An 18,351-nucleotide genomic window follows, 5' to 3' on the forward strand; every position below is an offset into this window, starting at 1 on the left:
CCGAGCCGGGCGGCCATCGGCTCGACCGACTTACGCTGCCCGTCGGTCAGCAGTCCCCGCAGATAGACCTGCCCCCACCGGCGCTGATCCTTGCGCGCAAACGGCTCGAACACCTCCGCCGCGAACGCCTCCAACTCGCCACGCACCACAGCAATTTCGTCAGGAGTCACACACTCTCAACGCCACACCCTGCCCACAGGACACGCACCACCACAACCGACCTGACCAAGCCCTACTAGGGCCAAGGCGGCCTGGTTCCGGTCCCACCGCGCGACGAACCTGATGGTCAGGCGGCTGCCGTAGCCGCCTGACGCGACGACGCTTACTCCCGCAGCGGACACACCGACGAGGCGACCCCACCGAGGAGCACTCAATGACGATCACCGCCACCGTGAGCTGGAACCCCGAGGCCCTGGACGAGATCCTGTCCTGTTCACGAACGCCCGGATCCTGACCATGGACCCATTGATCGGGGCCATGGTCGGCGCGGACATCCTGTGCGTCGGCCCGCTGATCGTGGGGGTCGGTCCCGGCATCGTGACCGCGGCCGGGGACGACAACGCCATCGTCGTCGACGCCACCGGCACCACCGTTGCCCCTGCCGTCATGGACGCCATCGCGCTGGCCGGCGGCCGCGGCCACCGCTCGGAGTACGTGGCGACACTGGCACCGGGCAACGCCTCCGACTTCCTGGTGGTGCCCGACGAACTCGCCGACGACGTGCCATGCGCGGTGGCCACCCTCCTGACCCACCCGGAGCAGGTCCGCGCGCTCGTCTCGGCAGGCCGAGCGGTGCTGTGGGCAGGCGCCGACGTCCCCGGCCGGGCCGCCGAACCCGAGACGGGCATTCCGGACGGGGAGGACCTGACAGGCAGCCCGCGGGTCGGTGTCTGGCTCGACCGGAACGACTTCCTGCACCAGGAACTGACCGCCGACGGCCGCTACGACGAGACCCGGGGCGGCCGCCCGCACGCCTACCAGGGCCGGTACTGGATCGACGGTGACCGCATCGACTATCTGGACGACCTCGGCTTCTCGGCCTACGGCGAGTTCCGAGACGACGAACTCCACCACGCGGGCTACGTCATGAAGCTCGGCTGACGCCCCCGTCACCTCGTCCCCTTTCCCCCGCCGTACTGAAAGAAGAGCCTCATGCACGTCAACGACACCACCAGCGCCGCCGTTCTCGACGAGATCCAGCGGCGGCCCGCCGACCGGCGGCGCATCATGTTCACCGGCGCAAGCGTCGTCACCATGGACCCCGGCCTCGGTGTCATCGACGGCGCCGACCTCCTCGTCGAGGGCGACACGATCACCGCCGTCGGCCCCCACCTCGACGCGGCGGACGCCGTGGTCGTCGACGCCACCGGCACCATCCTCGCCCCCGGCTTCGTCGACACCCACCGGCACGCCTGGGAGGCCCAGCTGCGCCGGATCATGCCAGACGTCGACGACCTCGGCGCCTACGTGATGGCCACCCTCGCCGGCTACGCCACGGTCTACCGGCCCCAGGACATGTACATCGGCACCAGACTGGCCGCCCTGACCGCGCTCGACAGCGGCATCACGACCATGCTCGACTTCTCCCACAATTCCCGCACCGCAGAGCACTCCGACGCCGCAGTCCAGGCCCTTCGCGACACCGGCATCCGTGGCGTGCACGCCTCTATGGGCCCTCACTTCGGTGACTGGGACCGGCAGTGGCCGGGCGACTTGACCCGCCTCAAGGAGCGGTACTTCAGCAGCGCCGACCAGCTGCTCACACTGCGCCTTGCGACCCTGGCCACCGACGAGATCGCCGGACCCGCGCTCGCCTACGGGCCCGAACTCGCGCGCGTCGCCGAGGAGCTGGGCATCGGGGTGAGCGTGGACGCCGTCTTCGGCACCGCCTCTTCCGACGCAGTGCTGCGCTGGGCCAAGGACGGCATCCTCGGCCCCGACGTCACCCTCATCCACTCCACCGGGCTGACCCCCGAGGCATGGCAGGCGATGGGCGAGTCCGGCACCACCGTGGCTCTCGCGCCGACCTCCGACGCCCAGATCGGCCTGGAGACCGCGATCCCCGCCGTCGACGAGGCGCTGTCCGCCGGTATCCGCCCGGGACTGAGCATCGACGTCGAAGTCGCCCTGGCCAGCGACATGTTCACGCAGATGCGGGCCCTGCACGCCATCCAGCGGATGCGCGCGGTCAACGCCGCCCACGGCACCGGTCGGCAGCCCGCCCGCATCACCACCCACGACGTCCTCGACTTCGCCACCCTCCAGGGCGCCCGCACCAACGGCCTGGCCGGCGTGACCGGTTCGCTCACCCCGGGCAAGAAGGCCGACCTGCTGGTCATCCGGGCCGAGGAACTCAACAATATGCCCCTCAACGATCCGACCGGCACGATCGTGCTGGGCTCCGACGCCCGCAACATCAGCGCGGTCCTCGTCAACGGCGAGCCCCGCAAGTGGGACGGACACGTCCTCGACGTCGACCTGGCCGCCTTGCGCGCAGAGGTGCACGCCTCGCGTGAGTACGTGCTGAACACCCCGGCCGCCTGAGAGTCCCCGCCCTCGTCCCGTGGTCTCCCAGCCGTACCTCGTCGCCCACGCGCCGCCGTTGCGGCGGCACCCCGTTGCGGCGGTGAGCGCTGAGAAGGCACTGGCCTGGGTCCGCCAGCCGGTCCGGTTCGGGCTGGTGCCTGCCCATCGCTTCGGATGAGTTGGGTGATTCCGATCATCGTGAAGCCGATGAGCAGCACCGGCGGGATCAGGTCCAGCGCGGCCGGCTCGCCGACGCTCAGCCGCCGGAAAGCGCCGGCGAGCCCCGGGCAAGGCGAAAGGCATCGGCCGACGGGCCGCTGACTCCAGTCGTCAGCCGACGTGCGGCCTGCGCCCAGCCAGATGCTTGGCGTCAGGCCTTGGAGGAGGTGCTGGGGCCAGCCACCACGCCGGTGGCTGGCCCCAGCACAACGGAAGGTCCGCGCACCAACCTCACGTCGGTGGAGGCAACGTACGGCCTTCCCGCGGTTCCCTTGCCGTCGGTGCCGGTGAGGGTAGGTATGCGGCACCCAGGATGAGTCGGGCACGGCTGAGCGTCCCAAACTCCGCTCCACGGTGGTTCGGTAGATGTGAGGCACCACACTGTTTGCCCGCTACGACTGGAAAGGCTTTGACATGACCAGCCCGGACACACGAATCGCGACAAGGAGTATTGAGGAACAGGAGGCACCGCCGTGCACCGCCAAGTACACAACGACCGGGCAGACACAGCCCGTAATGTCGGGCGCAATGGAACTGAGCAGAGGGGACCCGGATACCGCGGACCCCGATGTGCAGTATTTGGTGGGTTTCCACTTCTGGGTGGCGGATGGCCGCCTGGTACGCCACTACTACCGAGTCCGCGAGGCTTCGGGGCACGATCACGCCGAGAAGTTGGCGGCGGAGCGTGCTCGTTGCGCCAGTCAACAGCTGCAGCATGCGTGGACGCCCGCGGACGGAACACGCAGTGAGGTCTGCCTACTGCGTCGCAGCACCCTGGGAATATGGGAACTGGGATAGACAGTGGCACAGATGGAGAACGCGGCCTGAACACTCGCGCCTTCGTCACGTTTATATGCCCATACGCCGCGATGAGCAGGGCACGGTCCTTCCAGTCGAAGGATCCAGGATCGGTCTGGTCGGACGACGTCCGCTCCCTCACGGCGCAGAGCGGTCACGAGTGCGCGCAAGGCAGCGCGGGCTCAGCCGGGTGAACGGGCCTGTCCAAGACGGCCACGTCGCCGTGATCACATCAGCCGCACTGTGATCACCGTGCTCGGGGCCGGCTGGACCGCATCTCCTGTCAAGGCTCCGGGATGAAGGCGGGGCGATGCCCATCGGGGACACGCCCTGGCGCACGAAGCGGTCGAAGTGCTTGGTCTCTGACACGAGGACATCCCAGTTGACGGGTGTGGTCCAGAAGGCCGGCGCGAGGGTGGAGCCGATCTGCCAGCCCTGCCTGGAGTGCACCATGCGGATCACCCCTCCTCCGCCTGCATCGAGTCGAACTCCAAGTCCACATCGCCGGCATCCGGACCCCAGAGCCAGAGCGCCAAGTGGTAGGCCAGCTGGGCACCGGGGAGCTTCTCCTCGGACCACGCCGCCCGCCCCTGTTCCCAGATGGACAGCTCAGCCTCGTTGTCGAGGAACAGCACCGTCAGGGGGCCTTCCTCGGGGTGAGGCCCCGCTGCGGCAGGTCCGACAGCCCAAAGTTTCTACACTCGCGGACCTGCGAGACGCCGGCGGTATCGACGACATCGTCTTGCGGACCGTGCAGCGCATGCTCGACGTGGAGGAGGTCCGGCTGAGGGGTAAGGTGCTTCGCCCAGCGGCACCACCTTCATCAGATGGCCCCGCCGACTCAAGGGCTCAACCCACCGGTCCTCCATACCCGTCCACGTCCCGCTGCGAGAAAGGCCCTTGCCGCCGTCATGCGAACAACGACCCGGTCGAAGCGACACCAACGGCTGTTCGGTCAGGCGATGGTCTGGGCGATCGTCGCAACCCTGCTCGCCGCCTGCGGTGAGTCGGCCGTAGAAGGTCCGCCGCATCCCACGGGCAAGCCCGCGGTCGTAGCGTGCCTGACACCGTCAGGGGATCTCATGACTGACGTAGACGGCGACGGCCGTACCGACCGCGTCTCCGATCCCTCCCACACTGGTGCTCGACTGAGCATCGCCTTCGGCAGTACGGCGAGCTACGGCACCCCGGTCGGCGTGCGAAAACTGGTCGGCGGTTCCGGCTCGGGCGAGGAAGACGTAGTCGGAGCGGTGGCGGACTTCGACGGCGACGGATGGAGCGACCTGGTGGTGGTGGCCAGCGGTCAGAATCAGGGGGACGACGCAATCGAACCGGCTGTGGCCCAGCTGGTATCAGGGCCCTTCTCGGCCTCCGGCCGGGGGCAGCACACCCGGCATCTCGACCTCGTTGAGACACGCGGCGTCGCCGTGGCCGACTACGACCACAACTCCCGTCCCGACCTCGCCGTGTTCTCCTACTCCGGCGACGGCGTCTACCAGACGGAGGCGCGCCTCGGCAGCGCGACCACGGGACTCGCCGACGCCACCGCGGACACGAAGTACACCGTCACTGCGTACCAGCGAAACCCTGTCAAACTGCCCCGCTCGGGCCTGAAGGCGTTCTACCCGGACTGCAGGAAGCCTGGCAGCCAGCGCTGAGTTCATGCCGGGTCCTCTCGACCTCTGTCGAACGATGGGGGCGTGGCGGGGGGACGACGCTGGTCTGTTCTCGTCCGCCACGTCGGGTGGTGTGTCGGACGGCCTGGGCGGTGGGCAAGATAGCGTTCTTGGTGAGGTTGACATGACGCGGGACGGCTGCCATGAAGGCGACGGCCCGTGCTGGGGCCGAGTTCGACGCGCAGCGTCCAGGTGAGGTGACCGTTGTAGGCCTTGGTGCCGGAGTGGACGGAGAATCTCGTCAGGATGCGGGGGCCGCGATGGACGAGGTGCTCATCAGGTCAGCGGGCCGCCCGCGGCGGCGGATGGGGTCAGGTGCAGGGAGATCGCGGCGATCACGTTCATCAGGCCGCCGATGTCGAGGTCGAACCGTGACCGGGTCTCCGCGTCGGTGCTCTCCTCCAGCGCCCCGAGTAGTCCGCGGCCAGCATTGTTCAGCAAAACGTTGATGCCGCCGGACCGCTCCACGGCGGTCAACCACTGGCGAGATGTTGTCGTTGTCCGTGCCCTCCAGGGCGACCGCGATAAAGACCCTGCAAGCGCGAGCAGATCACCCGAAGATCCGTTTGTAGCTGGCAGGACGCATCCGGGGCTGGTGATCTCCCGATTTCCCGTGACTGGCACGATCTGATCAACGCAGCTCCCGAGCAGCACTTGACCTCCATGATGCTGTGTGGGGGGCCGCGCACAACGGCGCCGGCTCAAGCACCTCGGCAACCCTCAGAGCCAGGAGTGCCCAGCGGAGATCATGGGTCATCGTTCGAGGCATTGCCGGGCCCCGGAGGCCCGGCCCCGCTAAGATCTCGAACTGTCGCTGTGCTCAAGCCGTTGCAGGGCTCCAGCCGGTACTGACTCCGGTTGACGGCCGGCAGCCCTCACTGCGGGTATTCCGGAGCTGCATCCGCGAATGAACGTGCCTGAGGCGCGCCTCCGCTACCGACCCCGCAGTCGGCGCGTCGCTCGTAGTGGGTGTGGAGTCGCTTGGGCTGGTGCAGCCGGGCGAGGGCAGGTCCGACCACATACCGCCTCTTGTCCAACCCGGAGCCACGGGCGACACGCGTCAGGCAATCATCGGCTTGATCCCGCATCTCCACAGCGGACGGCGGCACTTGTCTGATTCGCTGCCTTCATCCGCGGGGGCTCAACTCCCATTTGCCCATTTCGTCGCGGCCAATACGTCGAAGCTCGGTCCAGCTCTCGTCGAGGGCGGCGTCACCGCGTGCTCCTCGCTCGCCGGCGGAGCAGGCCAGCCGAAGGGCGATCTCCCTGGCCTGCGCTGGCCCTGATGCTTGTCGGACAAGGTAGAAGTGCCGGACCGAGTGACTGTCGGCAACGTTGAAGCGAAATCCCACTATCCACAGGGAATCGGTGTCCAACGCCGATCCCCTGCCGCCGTCGGAGGGGGGACCGTCACTGGCCGCAGTGCTGCTCGGGGGTCTGCTGCCTGGCCGGGACTCCCTATCCGAGGAGATGGACCGGGCAGGACAGGTGGCGGCAGGTTCCGAACTGTTCATGATTACAGCCCTTCTGGGCTCGTATAGCGGTAGACGAACGGCCCTCGCTCCCCGAGTCGGTTGGGGCACCTGGCGGCCCGAGACCCCGTGGACGACGTCTGAGGACGGTGAAAGGTGAGGGCACCGGAGACCGGACGTTCTCCGAAGCAAGGTGGCGGGCCGTATGTAGGGTCCGGCGGCGGCACACCTGCAGAAACCGTTTTGGGGACGCGCCGCCGTCCGGCACAGTGATCAGGCGGCGAGCCCCCTCTTGAGAGCGCCCGCGATCTGGACGACGCGCGCTGTCTGGTGGTGGGCGGCGTTACGGGTCTGGTCACCGATGGCGTTGCTGCGCTGGACGTCCACGTGGCAGGGGCCGTAGGGGTTGCCGTCAGCGCATTTCACCGGGTCGGTGCAGCCGGAAGAAGCGATCACGCCACCGAAGTGATGGATGAAGTTGTACCGAGCAAGCAGGGTGGATTCCTGGCCGCCGTGCTGGCTGGTGCTGGTGACAAACCCGCTGTAAGCCTTGGTGGCCAGCTTGCCCTGGGCCCACAGGCCTCCGAGCCAGTCGATGAACTGCTTGAGCTGCGAGGACACGCTGCCGAAGCGGGTCGGGGTGCCGAAGATGACGGCGTCCGCCCACTCGACGTCGTCGGGGTCGCCGCCGGGATGCCGGCGCCGGCGACTGCATGGGCAGCCCAGGCTTCATTGGAGGCAATGGCCGCTTCCGGAGCGAGTTCGGTGGCTTTCAGCCGATCTTCGACACCGGCCTTCGCTGCGACTTCGGCGATCTCCTTGGCGATTTCTCCGCTGAATTCAGTGGAGGAGGAGTAGGTGACGGCAGACTTCACATGCGTGTTCATGACGGAATTCTCCGTTCATTGGTGATCTTGTTGCGACCGAAGATGCTCGCGGTGCGATTCGCCTCTCGCTGACGCCAGGGGAACCGGCGGGCGGACGTGGAGCGTTCCGGGTTCGACAAACCTGCGCCGCGCCCGGCCGGTGTTGGCTGCCGCGCGGCAACTCCGTTTTCCCGATGCGCCTTGCCAGGGCCGCATGTCGGCCCATGTAGGCGACCGTGCCGCCACGCCCGGAATTTCGGATCTACGGCTCACGGGCGATACAGCCACACTACAGCATTTCGTTGATGCATCAACATTGGACCAAGGTGGATCGAGGGTGGATCCTCCAGGCCTTCCGGCTTCCGCTGCCGTCCGATTCAGCTGGGCGGCGAGGGCGCCACCGTCGCCCGATCCCGAGCCGACCGCCGCGTGCGACGGGACGCCACCGTCAGGCGCCCGACATGGACGACGGGTCTGCCGCAACGCCCCAAGAGGGGCCGCCGAGCGCCTCGCCGCCCGACGCGCTCGCCACCTCGACATCCCTGTTGGTCACGAGATCAATGAAGACCGGCGAACCATCTCGGCACGACAGGGAGCCGCCGCCCCAATCCCGGCACGGCCCACCCGGCAGGCCTGATCATCGAACCACGGTTGTCGTTGCGTGGGCCCTCCTGGAACAGGAGGGCCACGTTGCGCCATGCGGGCGCCGCACCCGAGCCCGCCGACAGGCAGTGCCTCATCGGGCGATTCGACGAGGAGGGCCAGGACCGGCCCTCTTGAGCCGCTGCGGCTGAAGCATGTCCGGAACCCCACCAAGCTGGTTGACACGTCAACAACGCCGCGTATTGTGGACTCATCAACAAATTCTAGATAGGGCCGTGGGCTGGGACAACTCACCGTCCTGCCCTCACCGTCCGATGCCGCCGAGGAGGACCCCATGAAGGCGCTCGTCGCCCGTTCCTACGGGCCCGTGGAAGATCTGGCCATCACCGATATCCCCAAGCCCGTTCCTGGACCGAGCCAGCTCTTGGTCCGCGTCGAGGCTTCGGCACTCAACGCCATTGATCTCGCTCTCGTCACCGGTGGCGTCAAGGACCATCTGCCGATCCAGCACCCCTTCGTCCCGGGCGTCGATGTCACCGGTGTCGTCGAGTCGGTCGGTGAGGGCGTGTCCCGCTTCACCGTGGGGGACGGCGTCCTTGCCTGGAACGGCGTTCCCTCCGGGGGCCTCGCCGAGTACGTCCTTGTCCAGGACGCTCCTTCCGCCGCTCTCCGCCCGGCCGCACTGGGCCTGGCCGAGTCGGCCGGACTTCCGACAGCCGGGCTGACCGCCGCTGCGCTCATCGACGAGGCCAAGCTGCAGGCGGGCGAGAAGGTACTGGTGATCGGCGCCTCCGGGGGCGTGGGTTCCTTCACCGTGCAGCTCGCCAAGCAGGCCGGCGCCAAGGTTCTGGCCACCGGTCGCGCCGACGAGGAAGACCTCCTGCGCCGGCTGGGTGCCGATGCCACCGTCGACTACAAGACCTCGGACGTGACCGCCGAGGCGCTGCGCCGGGTGCCCGGCGGCGTCGACGTGGTGATCGACCTGGCCCAGGCGGGCCCCGCGCTGGCCGGCTCTGCGGCCGCCGTCCGCGCTGGTGGCCGCTTGATTTCCCCCCTAGGAGGCCCATCCGCCTTCGATCGCGGTGTCACCGCCGTCTATACCGGTACCCGGACCCCTGCGGGCCGGCTCGAAAGCCTTGCCGGCCAGGTGGCCGAAGGCCGCCTCCGCGTCGAGATCAGTGGGCGCTACTCCTTCTCCGACGCCCCGCGGGCGCTGGCTGATTACGCCCACAAGCATCTGCCGGGCAAGGTCGTCATCACCTTCTGACGTATCCCCCGGCAGTCCGGACCGTGCAGCCAGCACCTGAGAACCGCTGCTGATTCCGGCTGACGCGGCACCTGTGCAGTTCGTGCCAGCCCAGCCAAGTCTTATCGGACATACAGCAATGAGAGACATTCTCACCGGCAATGCCGTCGTCACCGGCGCGGCCAGCGGCATCGGCCGGGCGGTCGCGGTATGGGCCGCACAGCATGGAGCGAAGGCCGTCGTCATCGCCGATCTCACCGCACCCCTTGGAGGGGGCGCACTGGCCATGCAGGAAATCGAGGGCCTCAGCGTTCCTGCACGCTTCGTCCGCGCGGATGTCACCGAGCGACTCCGGGTCGACGACCTGGTCGCGGCTGCGGGCGAGTTCGCCTGAGTCGATGGGATGGTGTGCAACGCTGGCCTGGCATCACACGTCACTCAGACCGTGCGGAGGTCTCCGAAAGGAGCTTCGACCCGCTGATGGCCGTCAATCTCGACGTCGTGCTCTTCGGAGCACAGGCGGCGGCACGCCAGATGAAGGACCGCGGCAAGGCTGGAAGCATCGCGCTGATGGGCAGCATGGCAGGCATCGTCGGTGCCGGATTCACAGTCGCCCACTCCACCAGCAAGGGCGGCGTCCTGCTGATGGCCAAGGCCCTCGCCGACGCCTCTGCGTCGGCCAGTCGGCCAGTCCGGCCCCGTATTACCTCGGTTCGGACCTGTCCAGATACGTCACCGGCACCGCCCTCATCGTCGACGGTGGCCTCACTACGGTCATCTGAGTGCCCAACGACAACCTCTTTTACGGAAGGACTCCCCCGTGAGCAGCAGCGAGGCCGCGAAGGCCATCGTTCGGCGCAACACCGAAGAGGTGCAGGGCGGCGGCGACTTCGAACTCTTCGACGAGCTGTTTGCCGACAACTTCGTGGACCACACTCCGCAGCCTGGCCGCACCCCGGACAAAGCCGGCGCCAAGGAGCTCTACCACGCCTTGCGCACCGCCTTCCCCGACTTCCACGCCGTGATCCACTGGCAGGCCGCCGACGGAAATCTCGTGACGACCTACAAGACGTACTACGGGACCCACAGGCGCGACATCTTCGGGGTGCCGGGGACCGGGCGCGAGATCCACTTCGAGACCGTCGATGCCATGCGTGTGGTCGACGGCAAGATCACGGAGCACTGGGGTGTCGCGAACCTGTACTCCCTGCTGGAGCAGATCGGCGCCTGGCCGCCGGCTGACTGAGCCTCGTCCAGCAGGCCACAGGCGCACAGCTCGCCCACTCCCCCAGAGCGCCGGCCGCCGCTTGCTCCATGGCGCCGGCCGCCAGAACACCGCTAGACAAACCGGAGCATCAAGATCATGACAGCACCGATAGCACCCGGATCCTGAATCCGGCGTTCCCGTCAACGAGCACGAACCCAAGGCCCAGTATCAGCAGTTCGATGCCGCCCGCATGATTCCCCTGTGGACGCGGATCGACGACCTGATGCCACATCAGCCGGTGCCCCGCGCGGTGCCGCACCTCTGGCACTGGGACGAGCTGCACCCGCTGGCCAAGAAGTCGGGGTCCTTTCGTGGACATCCCGCCCAGGTACGACGTCACGCACTGGCCGCTGCGTGTAGAGGAGTTCCTCGAGAAGACCGAAAAGCCGTTGACCGCGCCATTCTCAAGAACTACCTGCGTCACCTCCTGCTGGAGGTATCCGGCTCCTGGGAACAGATCTCGTCCCAGAACTCACGCTCGACGAAACCAGGTACCGGGTCGGCGGCCGTGGCACCACCGAGGCCTACTGGGCCCATGTCGTACCCGGCACCCGCCTCCACGACCACGCCATGGACGCCGATCGCCAACGCGGTCACCCCCGAGCAGGCCCGCTCCCTCCTTGGCCACGTCGCCCTAGACCGAGGAGTCCAGTCCGCGTGGCCACCCGCTCATGCCCCCTCGCAGCACCAAGAGCATGCGGCCACACCCGGCACAGCCGCTGCTGTTGACGCGGGCATGCCCGACCGCACCTCGGAGTGCAGAAGTCCGCGGTGCTCCCCGCCCGGGTCCGGAACCCTCCAAAGTCCAGCCCTGCGTCACAGAGAGTGAACGATCGACAGCCGAACGTTCCGAGCTGGAAGGGTTCAGTATTCCCGTTTTTGTTGTCGTGTCACTAACTTGCTACCGTTTACACCATGCGACGTCAACACTGGCTCAATGAGCAGGAGGCTCACGTCTGGCGCTCCTTCCTGGACCTACGCCGACGCATCGAATCCGTCATCAACCAGCAGCTCAGCGACGATGCCGGCCTGTCCTCGGTGGACTATGAACTCCTCGTCCCCTTGTCCGAATCACCTGACGGGATACTCAGGGCTCGCGACCTGGGGCGGATGGTGGGCTGGGAACGCAGCCGTCTGTCCCACCAGGTGCGCCGCATGGAACAACGAGGGCTCGTCGCCCGCGAGGACTGCGCCACCGATGCGCGCGGTTCGATGATCCGCCTCACGCCGGAAGGCCGTGCCGCCATCTCTGCCGCCGCCCCAAAACACGTCGAGGTCGTCCGCCGGTATTTCCTCGACTCCCTCACCCAAGAGGAGATGGCGGCTCTTGGGGCCATCTACGACCGCTTGCTCACCAAGATCGATTCCGACCACCCGGCCACCGGCAAATCCTGACTGCGGGGCATCTCCCTTCACGCCGTACAACGAGGCGCCGCGGAGCCCCGGCAACCGCCGATCTGTCGCTCTCCGGTCCCGGGAACAGGCCCGGACCGTCTCCGGCCGTGTCCTGCTGAGGCGGCGCAGAGGACGGCGCCCAGCAAGTTCGGATGCGCCGGCGCCACAGGAGGAGTCGGGCGTGTGCTGGGCTGCCTGAGGCCGTCAATCGCTTCCGTGGCACAGGCCCCGCCACGGCGCGCGTCCGTTGACGTGCACGGACTGATGACCCGGAGTCCCGGCATGGGCGCTTCGCGGCTTTGTGGGGCGACTGCGGCCCGCCGGTCGTCGCCTGGTCCCGGGCCCGTCTACAGGAGGTACTCCCACTTGGTCATGCGGTCCTTCAGGTCGATGGTCGGCCCGTCAAGGGTGAAGGTGCCGTCTCCACGGTGGTGGAACAGCTGCGGCTGGGGCTGCGAGGGGTCGGTCCAGGCCCTGACGGGCTCCAGCAGGAAGAGGTTGTAGGCGGCCACGAGGCAGCTGTCGGCGACCCGGCACTCGATGTTGGCGAAGCATTCGGCGACCAGCGGTGCCTGGACCTTCTCGCCGGTCACGGCGGTCAGGTCGAATTCGTCGAACTTGTCGACGTCGGTGCCCGAACAGTTGCCGATGTCGACGACGACGGCGGCCATGTCGGCTGTGGGCACCGAGACGACGCACTCCTCGGTTTCGACCAGGGCCTGGTAGCTGTGGTCCCAAGGGCCGATGGCACAGGCGATCAGCGGCGGCGCGTGGCGCACCATCATGTTGAACCCGTTGGTCATCACGTTCGGAATGCCGCGGTGGCGGGTGGTGACCAGGATGACGGGGCCCGGTTCGATGAGGCGGTGAACCTGGTCCAGAGGGTGCGGCTGAAGATCGTTCGCGGTGATCATGTCTGCTCCCGGTGCCGTGCGGTCTGTGGCATCGAGTGTCGGCAGACGAGGGCACCCTCATGAAGGCCGTGTTCTTCCTGGGTGGGGCAGGACCAGCCTCCACTGGAACTCACATGTTCGCGTCCATCGCTTCTGTCCGGGCCTGCTTCGGTTGCGTACCCATGATCCTCAGCGTCTCGAACGCTGCCGCTGTGGGACTGGCGGGTTCGGCCTGGTAGACCACGAGTTGCTGGTGCGGGGCTCCGTTGACGGTGAAGGCCGCGAACTTGATGTGAAGGTCACCGACCTGAGCGTGTTTCAGGTGCTTGCCCTCCTGGGACTTGCTCTTGACATCGTGCAGTTGCCAGAGCGCGGCGAACTCCGGACTCTGGGCGGACATTTGCGCCACGACCTCGGCGATGCGGGCGGACTCGGGATCATGGCCGTAGGCGGCCCTGATCTCGGCGACGCAGGAGTGCGCAGCCCGCTCCCATTCCTGGTAGAAGTCGCGCCCCGCCGGGTCGACGAACACCATCCGGGCGAGGTTGTCGAACTCCTCGAAACCGCTGTGCAGGGCCGTGGCCAAGGAGTTGCCCGCCATGATGTCCAGGGCCGGACCGACGACAAAGGCAGGGGTGTGATCCCAGCCCTCCATCAACTGGAGAAGCTGCGGACTGACATCTGCCTCACCCCAGTCGTGAGGGCGCTGTGAGGCGGCCAGGCAGAGGCGGTTGAGATGGTCGGTGGACTCCGCGTCGAGTTTCAGCGCTTGTGCCACCGCGTCGAGGACCTGTGGGGAGGGGCTGTTCTCGCGGCCCTGTTCCAGTCTGATGTAGTAGTCGGAGCTGACTCCGGCGAGCAGCGCGACTTCCTCTCTGCGCAGTCCCGGCACCCGGCGCCGCCCGTGTTCGGGCAGACCGACGTCGTGCGGTTTCAGGGCTTCTCTGCGGGCTCGGAGAAAATCACCCAAAGGCGTCCCATTGCTCATGCCGCAAGACTAGGTGGCTTTCGGGCCACGGGGAGCCCTCAAGCCCACATTATGACATCGTGTAGCACGCGCGTCACATGGGGTGACTTCAATCCCGCGCATGTCTTGGGACGGATTCCCGGTTACTTGCCGCATAGTTGGAGCTGTCCGGAAGAGAGTGAATGCGACCGCAGGCAGCCAGCGGGGCGCGCCGTTCTTCACCAAGGCCCGGGATCCCCTGGGCCCGCAATCCTGGGTGTAATGCACCCACCGTAGGTGGGACTTTTCCTGGCGTTTTCCGCCTAGCCTCGGTGCTATGGACAACGAAACGCGCCTTGACTCGGTGGAAGGGCTGGGTCAGTTCCTCCGTGCCGGCCGGGAACGCCTCAGCCCCGCAGCAGCCGGGCTGCCTGTCGCCGGCCGGCGACGGGTGCCCGGGCTGCGGCGCGACGAGGTCGCGACGCTCGCGGGGATCAGCCTGAGCTACTACGGCCGGCTGGAGCAGGGCCGTGAGCTCAGCCCCTCGCCCCGGGTACTGGAGGCCATCGCGCGCGTGCTGCAGCTCGGCGACGAGGACAAGCGGGCGCTGTTCCGGCTGGCGCAGCCGGCGTCCCGCCGTACGAAGGCGCCTGTCCGTGTCGAGCGTGTCCGGCCGCACCTGCGACAGCTGATCGAGAGCTGGACCGAAACGCCGGCCTTCATCATCGGTCACGCCCAAGACCTGCTGGCCACCAACGCACTCGCCGACGCCCTGTACCGCGACTTCGCGCAGCACGACAACGTCCTGCGCATGCTCTTCCTGGACCCCGCCGCGAAGACCTTCTACCGCAGCCCCGAACGGGCCCGGCACCGGGCGGTCGCCGACCTTCAGCAGACCGCCGCGAGCAGCCCGGAGGATCCCCGCATCCTCGAGCTGGTCGGTGAGCTGTCGGTGCGCAGCGGCGAGTTCCGGGCGCAGTGGGCGCGCGAGTACACCCGGGTCCCGCCCTACGAGATCAAGCAGGTCCATCACTCCGTCGTGGGCGACCTGGAGCTACGGCACGAGGCCCTGAACATCCGCAGCGCCCCAGGGCAGCAGCTCGTCATCCTGCAAGCCGAGCCGGACTCGCCCTCCGCCGACGGGCTGACCCTGCTGGGCTCCGTCAGCGCGCCCGCGGTGCCGCACCAGCAGAACCCCGTGCGCGGCACCTGAGGACGTGCCGCCGTCACGGGCCGTCTGCCGGCCGGTTCATGTGCCCCGGCAGGACTCGCGGGGACGAAAAGGGGAATCCATACTGCGCCGCTATCCTCGACGGCACCTTGAATTTGACGCAGAGGATTTCCCGGGTCGAAAAGCCGTCATGTGGATCCACCCATATCTGCTCAAGCGCCATTAGCCGCGCCGCACGGAGCATGACGCGCCACCGGCCTTCTGTCCGGCCTGCGGACCGACCGAGGGCGGGCCATCGCTGTTCGAACAGAGGTACCCCCTCTCAAGCTGCAGACATGCCTCGCTCCGCCAAGCCCCGCCCTCATCCAGGGTGTGGGACTCCCAGGAAAACCACAGCCTTCATAGCAGCATGAACCAGGGGCACACTCGAATACGTCAAGAGGAAATCCCCCCACAAGGGGAAAGCAACGAAAGAGGTTTTTCCCATGGCTACGTGGTTTGTCACCGGTGCCTCCCGTGGAATCGGCGCGGAAATCGCCCGTGCCGCTCTGGCAGGCGGTAACAATGTCGTGGTCGGCGTACGGAACCCGGCGGGTGTACCGGACGATCTGAAGAGTTCCGACAAGGTCTTCGCGGTCGCTCTGGACGTCACGGACAGCGACAGCATCCCGCAGGCGGTCGACGCCGCCGTAGAGAAGTTCGGCGGCATCGATGTCCTCGTGAACAACGCCGGCCGAGGCCTGCTCGGCGCATTGGAGGAGATCACCGACGCCGAGGCCCGGTCCTTGTTCGACCTCAACGTCTTCGGCTTGATCAACGTCACCCGCGCCGTCCTGCCCGTGATGCGCAAGCAGGGCGCCGGGCGGCTCGTGCACATCGGATCCCGCTCCGGCTTCGAGGGCGAGCCCGGCGTCAGCCTCTACTCCGCCTCCAAGTTCGCCGTCGCCGGCATCAGCGAAGCCCTCTCCGCCGAGATGGCACCCTTCGGGATCCAGTCGATGGTCGTCGAGCCGGGTGTCTTCCGCACCGACTTCCTCGACGCCAGCTCCCTGTCCGTCGCCCACAACCGCATCAGCGACTACGACGACACCCCCGCACACGTGACCCTGGACTGGATCGACCAGGCCAACCACGCCCAGCTCGGCGACCCCGTCAAGGGCGCCGCCCTCATCGTCGAAGTGGCCTCCACCGACAAGCTCCCCACCCACCTCTACCTCGGACGCGACACCCTGGAGCGACTCGACGCCAAGTACCAGCAGGTCCAGGACGACCTCGCCCCCTGGCGCGAAAAGTCCGCCGCCACCGCACACGACGACGCCTGACGCTCCGCCGGGTGCCGGACCCGCGCCGGCACCCTCCCAACCCCCTGCGATCGAAGAGATTGAGGTTTCGTAATGTCTGCTGCCCTACTCACCGGTACCCCCCTCGCCGGCCGCGTCGCCGTCGTCTCCGGCGCCTCCAGCGGCATGGGTGCCGTGACCGCCGAGCGCCTAGCCGAACTCGGCGCGACCGTAGTCGTCCTGGCCCGGCGCAAGGAGCGTCTGGACGGCGTGGTCAAGAACATCGAGACCGCCGGCGGCACCGCGCTCGCTCTGGCCGTCGACGTGACCGACCGAGCTGCCGTCCAGGCCGCCGCCGACCAGGTCGCCGAGCGCTTCGGCACGGCCGACCTCGTGTTCAACAACGCCGGCGTCCAGCTCATCTCCGGCATCGAAGAACTGAAGGTCGACGACTGGCAGCGGCAGATCGACCTCAACATCGGCGGCCTGATGAACGTGATCGCCGCCTTCGTCCCGCACCTGACGCAGTCCGCCGCCGCGGGCCGGGCCGCCGACCTGATCAACACCTCGTCCATCGCGGCCACCCGCATCCTGACGAAGTTCTCCGTCTACTCCGGTACCAAGGCGTACATCAGCCACCTCACCCGGCTGCTGCGCGTCGAACTCGGCCCCAAGATGGTCCGCGTGGCCACCATCGAGCCCGGCATGGTCGACACCGAGCTCCCCGACCACGTCACCGACCCCGACGCCTCCAAGCTGATGGCCGACCTCATCCGCGACATCGACGTCCTGCAGGGCGCCGACGTCGCCGAGACCGTCGCCTTTATGGCCGCCGTCCCGCGCCACGTCAACCTCACCGAGATCACCATCCTGCCGACCGCCCAGGCCGTCTGACACATCACCCGGCGTGGCGGGGGAAGAACAGCACCGGGCTGTTCTTCCCCCGCCACGCTTTCATCGTTCGACAGAGGCAGCGAGGACCCGCAGGGACATCACGGTGATCGAACGAGGGCGGGTCGACGGTGGCCCGGCTCGGCTGTGGGCGAAGGCCGGCCACAAGGTCAGGGCCCTGCGAGGGGGACGGAAGCGACGCTCCGGTCGCGCACGTCGTCGTCGTGGCTGTCCCCGGTCACTTCATCGGTGAGGCGCTGCGCGGTGTGACCGTGCTGAACGGCCAGGTGACCATCGACGTGACCAACTTCTACACGGGGTTTCCGTCACGCGCGCCTCAGGTCACGTCCGTCGTCGGCGGTCCGACGGCGAAGGCGTTCAACACGGTCTCCGCATCCGCCTGCGACTTGATCGGTGAGCGGTGTGTCACGCCGTGCAACCTGCCACGCGGCGAACCGGACGCCAGGAACGTCACCGCGGCTCATCGGCGGCGCCGGCTACGACCCCCTGCGTGTGGGCGATCTGGATCCGGGAGCGCGCGGCTACTGGAGAGCAGTTGCGGCCTCAAGCGCGTCCTGACCGGCCAGATCAGCCCGTTCCTCTACCGCTGCGGCCGACCCGGCGAGCTGTAGCCCCGGACGGCACTTCTGAGGCTCCTCAAGTCGCGTGGTCCGCGGCGAACCTGACCGCCGGGCTCATCCTCATGACAGGTTTCACGGGGCCGAGCAAGAAGAACCACTTCGTGCCGGCCATCCGGGGCGCGGACGTGATCGCGGCGGCCCTGCGCCAGACACTGCCGGAAGCCTCACCGGAGGACCGCCCGGGCCTGCAACGCGCCGCCGCACTCGTCGAGCCCCACCGCCACCGCCACCGCCACCGCCACCGAGAGCGGGCTCCGCGCCCGCCGGGTCCGCGCCCGCCGGGTCCGCTCCCGTCTGGCCACCGCCGGCTTCACCGAGGACATCACCTCCGTCGCCGCGAGAAGGCACTACGGCAGGCGGAGCCGAAGCTGAGCCCGCTCGCGACCGTGCAACTCCGGAGGGAGGCGGTGGCGTAACCCGATTGATCCGGCGGCCCGCCAAACGAACTCAGGCGGACCGCC

17 protein-coding genes and 2 pseudogenes are annotated in these 18,351 nt (G+C 67.8%); 12 read left to right on the forward strand and 7 right to left on the reverse strand.

Annotated elements, in window-relative coordinates; all coding sequences use genetic code 11:
• Positions 1-170: transposase (locus ACWCQK_RS32575; protein WP_451161300.1), on the reverse strand; the 170-nt coding region annotated here is incomplete at its 3' end.
• A 286-nt stretch (positions 171-456) separates the two neighbouring features.
• Between ACWCQK_RS32575 and ACWCQK_RS32580 the strand changes: the two genes are divergently transcribed.
• Together ACWCQK_RS32580 and ACWCQK_RS32585 are read left to right on the forward strand one after the other, a co-directional pair.
• Positions 457-1,101 (forward strand): Atu4866 domain-containing protein, encoded by a 645-nt coding sequence (locus tag ACWCQK_RS32580; RefSeq protein ID WP_451161175.1) that lies wholly within the window; start codon positions 457-459, stop codon positions 1,099-1,101.
• A 51-nt stretch (positions 1,102-1,152) separates the two neighbouring features.
• Positions 1,153-2,544 carry an amidohydrolase family protein gene (locus ACWCQK_RS32585; protein ID WP_451161177.1) on the forward strand — a complete coding sequence of 464 codons (1,392 nt, stop codon included), beginning with the start codon at positions 1,153-1,155 and terminating at the stop codon, positions 2,542-2,544.
• Positions 2,545-4,001: 1,457 nt separating this feature from the next.
• Here ACWCQK_RS32585 and ACWCQK_RS32590 read toward each other — a convergent pair.
• The gene (locus ACWCQK_RS32590; protein WP_451161179.1) at positions 4,002-4,178 is read right to left on the reverse strand and encodes a hypothetical protein; all 177 of its coding nucleotides are present in this window, start codon (positions 4,176-4,178) and stop codon (positions 4,002-4,004) included.
• Between the two features lie 327 nt (positions 4,179-4,505).
• Here ACWCQK_RS32590 and ACWCQK_RS32595 point away from each other — a divergent pair, with 327 nt between their 5' ends.
• Positions 4,506-5,201 carry an FG-GAP repeat domain-containing protein gene (locus ACWCQK_RS32595; protein WP_451161181.1) on the forward strand — a complete coding sequence of 232 codons (696 nt, stop codon included), beginning with the start codon at positions 4,506-4,508 and terminating at the stop codon, positions 5,199-5,201.
• A gap of 294 nt (positions 5,202-5,495) precedes the next feature.
• On the opposite strand, the gene ACWCQK_RS32600 is transcribed toward ACWCQK_RS32595, so the two are convergent.
• Complete coding sequence (locus ACWCQK_RS32600; RefSeq protein ID WP_451161183.1) at positions 5,496-5,660, reverse strand: hypothetical protein; 165 nt, start codon at positions 5,658-5,660, stop codon at positions 5,496-5,498.
• Positions 5,661-6,964: 1,304 nt separating this feature from the next.
• Positions 6,965-7,578: pseudogene (locus ACWCQK_RS32605) on the reverse strand (flavodoxin family protein).
• A gap of 916 nt (positions 7,579-8,494) precedes the next feature.
• Here ACWCQK_RS32605 and ACWCQK_RS32610 point away from each other — a divergent pair.
• From ACWCQK_RS32610 to ACWCQK_RS32630, 5 genes and pseudogenes are all read left to right on the forward strand, one after another.
• Positions 8,495-9,427, forward strand: a complete 933-nt coding sequence (locus tag ACWCQK_RS32610; RefSeq protein WP_451161185.1) for an NADP-dependent oxidoreductase — start codon at positions 8,495-8,497, stop codon at positions 9,425-9,427.
• 118 nt (positions 9,428-9,545) lie between these two features.
• Positions 9,546-9,800: an SDR family NAD(P)-dependent oxidoreductase gene (locus tag ACWCQK_RS32615; protein WP_451161187.1), complete on the forward strand. Its 255-nt coding sequence runs from the start codon at positions 9,546-9,548 to the stop codon at positions 9,798-9,800.
• 14 nt (positions 9,801-9,814) lie between these two features.
• Positions 9,815-10,069 (forward strand): annotated as a pseudogene (locus tag ACWCQK_RS32620) (SDR family NAD(P)-dependent oxidoreductase); the annotation flags it as partial.
• A gap of 157 nt (positions 10,070-10,226) precedes the next feature.
• Positions 10,227-10,652: an ester cyclase gene (locus tag ACWCQK_RS32625; RefSeq protein ID WP_451161189.1), complete on the forward strand. Its 426-nt coding sequence runs from the start codon at positions 10,227-10,229 to the stop codon at positions 10,650-10,652.
• A 936-nt stretch (positions 10,653-11,588) separates the two neighbouring features.
• Positions 11,589-12,068 carry a MarR family winged helix-turn-helix transcriptional regulator gene (locus tag ACWCQK_RS32630; protein ID WP_451161191.1) on the forward strand — a complete coding sequence of 160 codons (480 nt, stop codon included), beginning with the start codon at positions 11,589-11,591 and terminating at the stop codon, positions 12,066-12,068.
• 347 nt (positions 12,069-12,415) lie between these two features.
• Here ACWCQK_RS32630 and ACWCQK_RS32635 read toward each other — a convergent pair whose 3' ends face one another.
• Together ACWCQK_RS32635 and ACWCQK_RS32640 are read right to left on the reverse strand one after the other, a co-directional pair.
• On the reverse strand, positions 12,416-12,982 hold the full coding sequence (locus ACWCQK_RS32635; protein ID WP_451161193.1) for a flavin reductase family protein: 567 nt from the start codon (positions 12,980-12,982) through the stop codon (positions 12,416-12,418).
• A gap of 109 nt (positions 12,983-13,091) precedes the next feature.
• Positions 13,092-13,949: a helix-turn-helix transcriptional regulator gene (locus ACWCQK_RS32640; RefSeq protein ID WP_451161195.1), complete on the reverse strand. Its 858-nt coding sequence runs from the start codon at positions 13,947-13,949 to the stop codon at positions 13,092-13,094.
• A gap of 295 nt (positions 13,950-14,244) precedes the next feature.
• On the opposite strand from ACWCQK_RS32640, the gene ACWCQK_RS32645 reads away from it, so the two are divergent.
• From ACWCQK_RS32645 to ACWCQK_RS32660, 4 genes are all read left to right on the forward strand, one after another.
• A complete protein-coding gene (locus ACWCQK_RS32645; RefSeq protein WP_451161197.1) occupies positions 14,245-15,120 on the forward strand; it encodes a helix-turn-helix transcriptional regulator in 876 nt (291 codons plus the stop codon).
• Between the two features lie 443 nt (positions 15,121-15,563).
• On the forward strand, positions 15,564-16,400 hold the full coding sequence (locus ACWCQK_RS32650) for an SDR family NAD(P)-dependent oxidoreductase (protein WP_451161199.1): 837 nt from the start codon (positions 15,564-15,566) through the stop codon (positions 16,398-16,400).
• A 72-nt stretch (positions 16,401-16,472) separates the two neighbouring features.
• Entirely contained in the window at positions 16,473-17,252 is a 780-nt protein-coding gene (locus ACWCQK_RS32655; protein ID WP_451161201.1) for an SDR family oxidoreductase, read from the forward strand.
• A gap of 221 nt (positions 17,253-17,473) precedes the next feature.
• On the forward strand, positions 17,474-17,881 hold the full coding sequence (locus ACWCQK_RS32660; RefSeq protein WP_451161203.1) for a dinucleotide-binding protein: 408 nt from the start codon (positions 17,474-17,476) through the stop codon (positions 17,879-17,881).
• 173 nt (positions 17,882-18,054) lie between these two features.
• On the opposite strand, the gene ACWCQK_RS32665 is transcribed toward ACWCQK_RS32660, so the two are convergent.
• Positions 18,055-18,213 (reverse strand): hypothetical protein, encoded by a 159-nt coding sequence (locus ACWCQK_RS32665; protein ID WP_451161205.1) that lies wholly within the window; start codon positions 18,211-18,213, stop codon positions 18,055-18,057.
• Positions 18,214-18,351 lie beyond the last annotated feature (138 nt).

The sequence above is a fragment of the Streptomyces sp. NPDC002306 genome, from assembly GCF_053593435.1.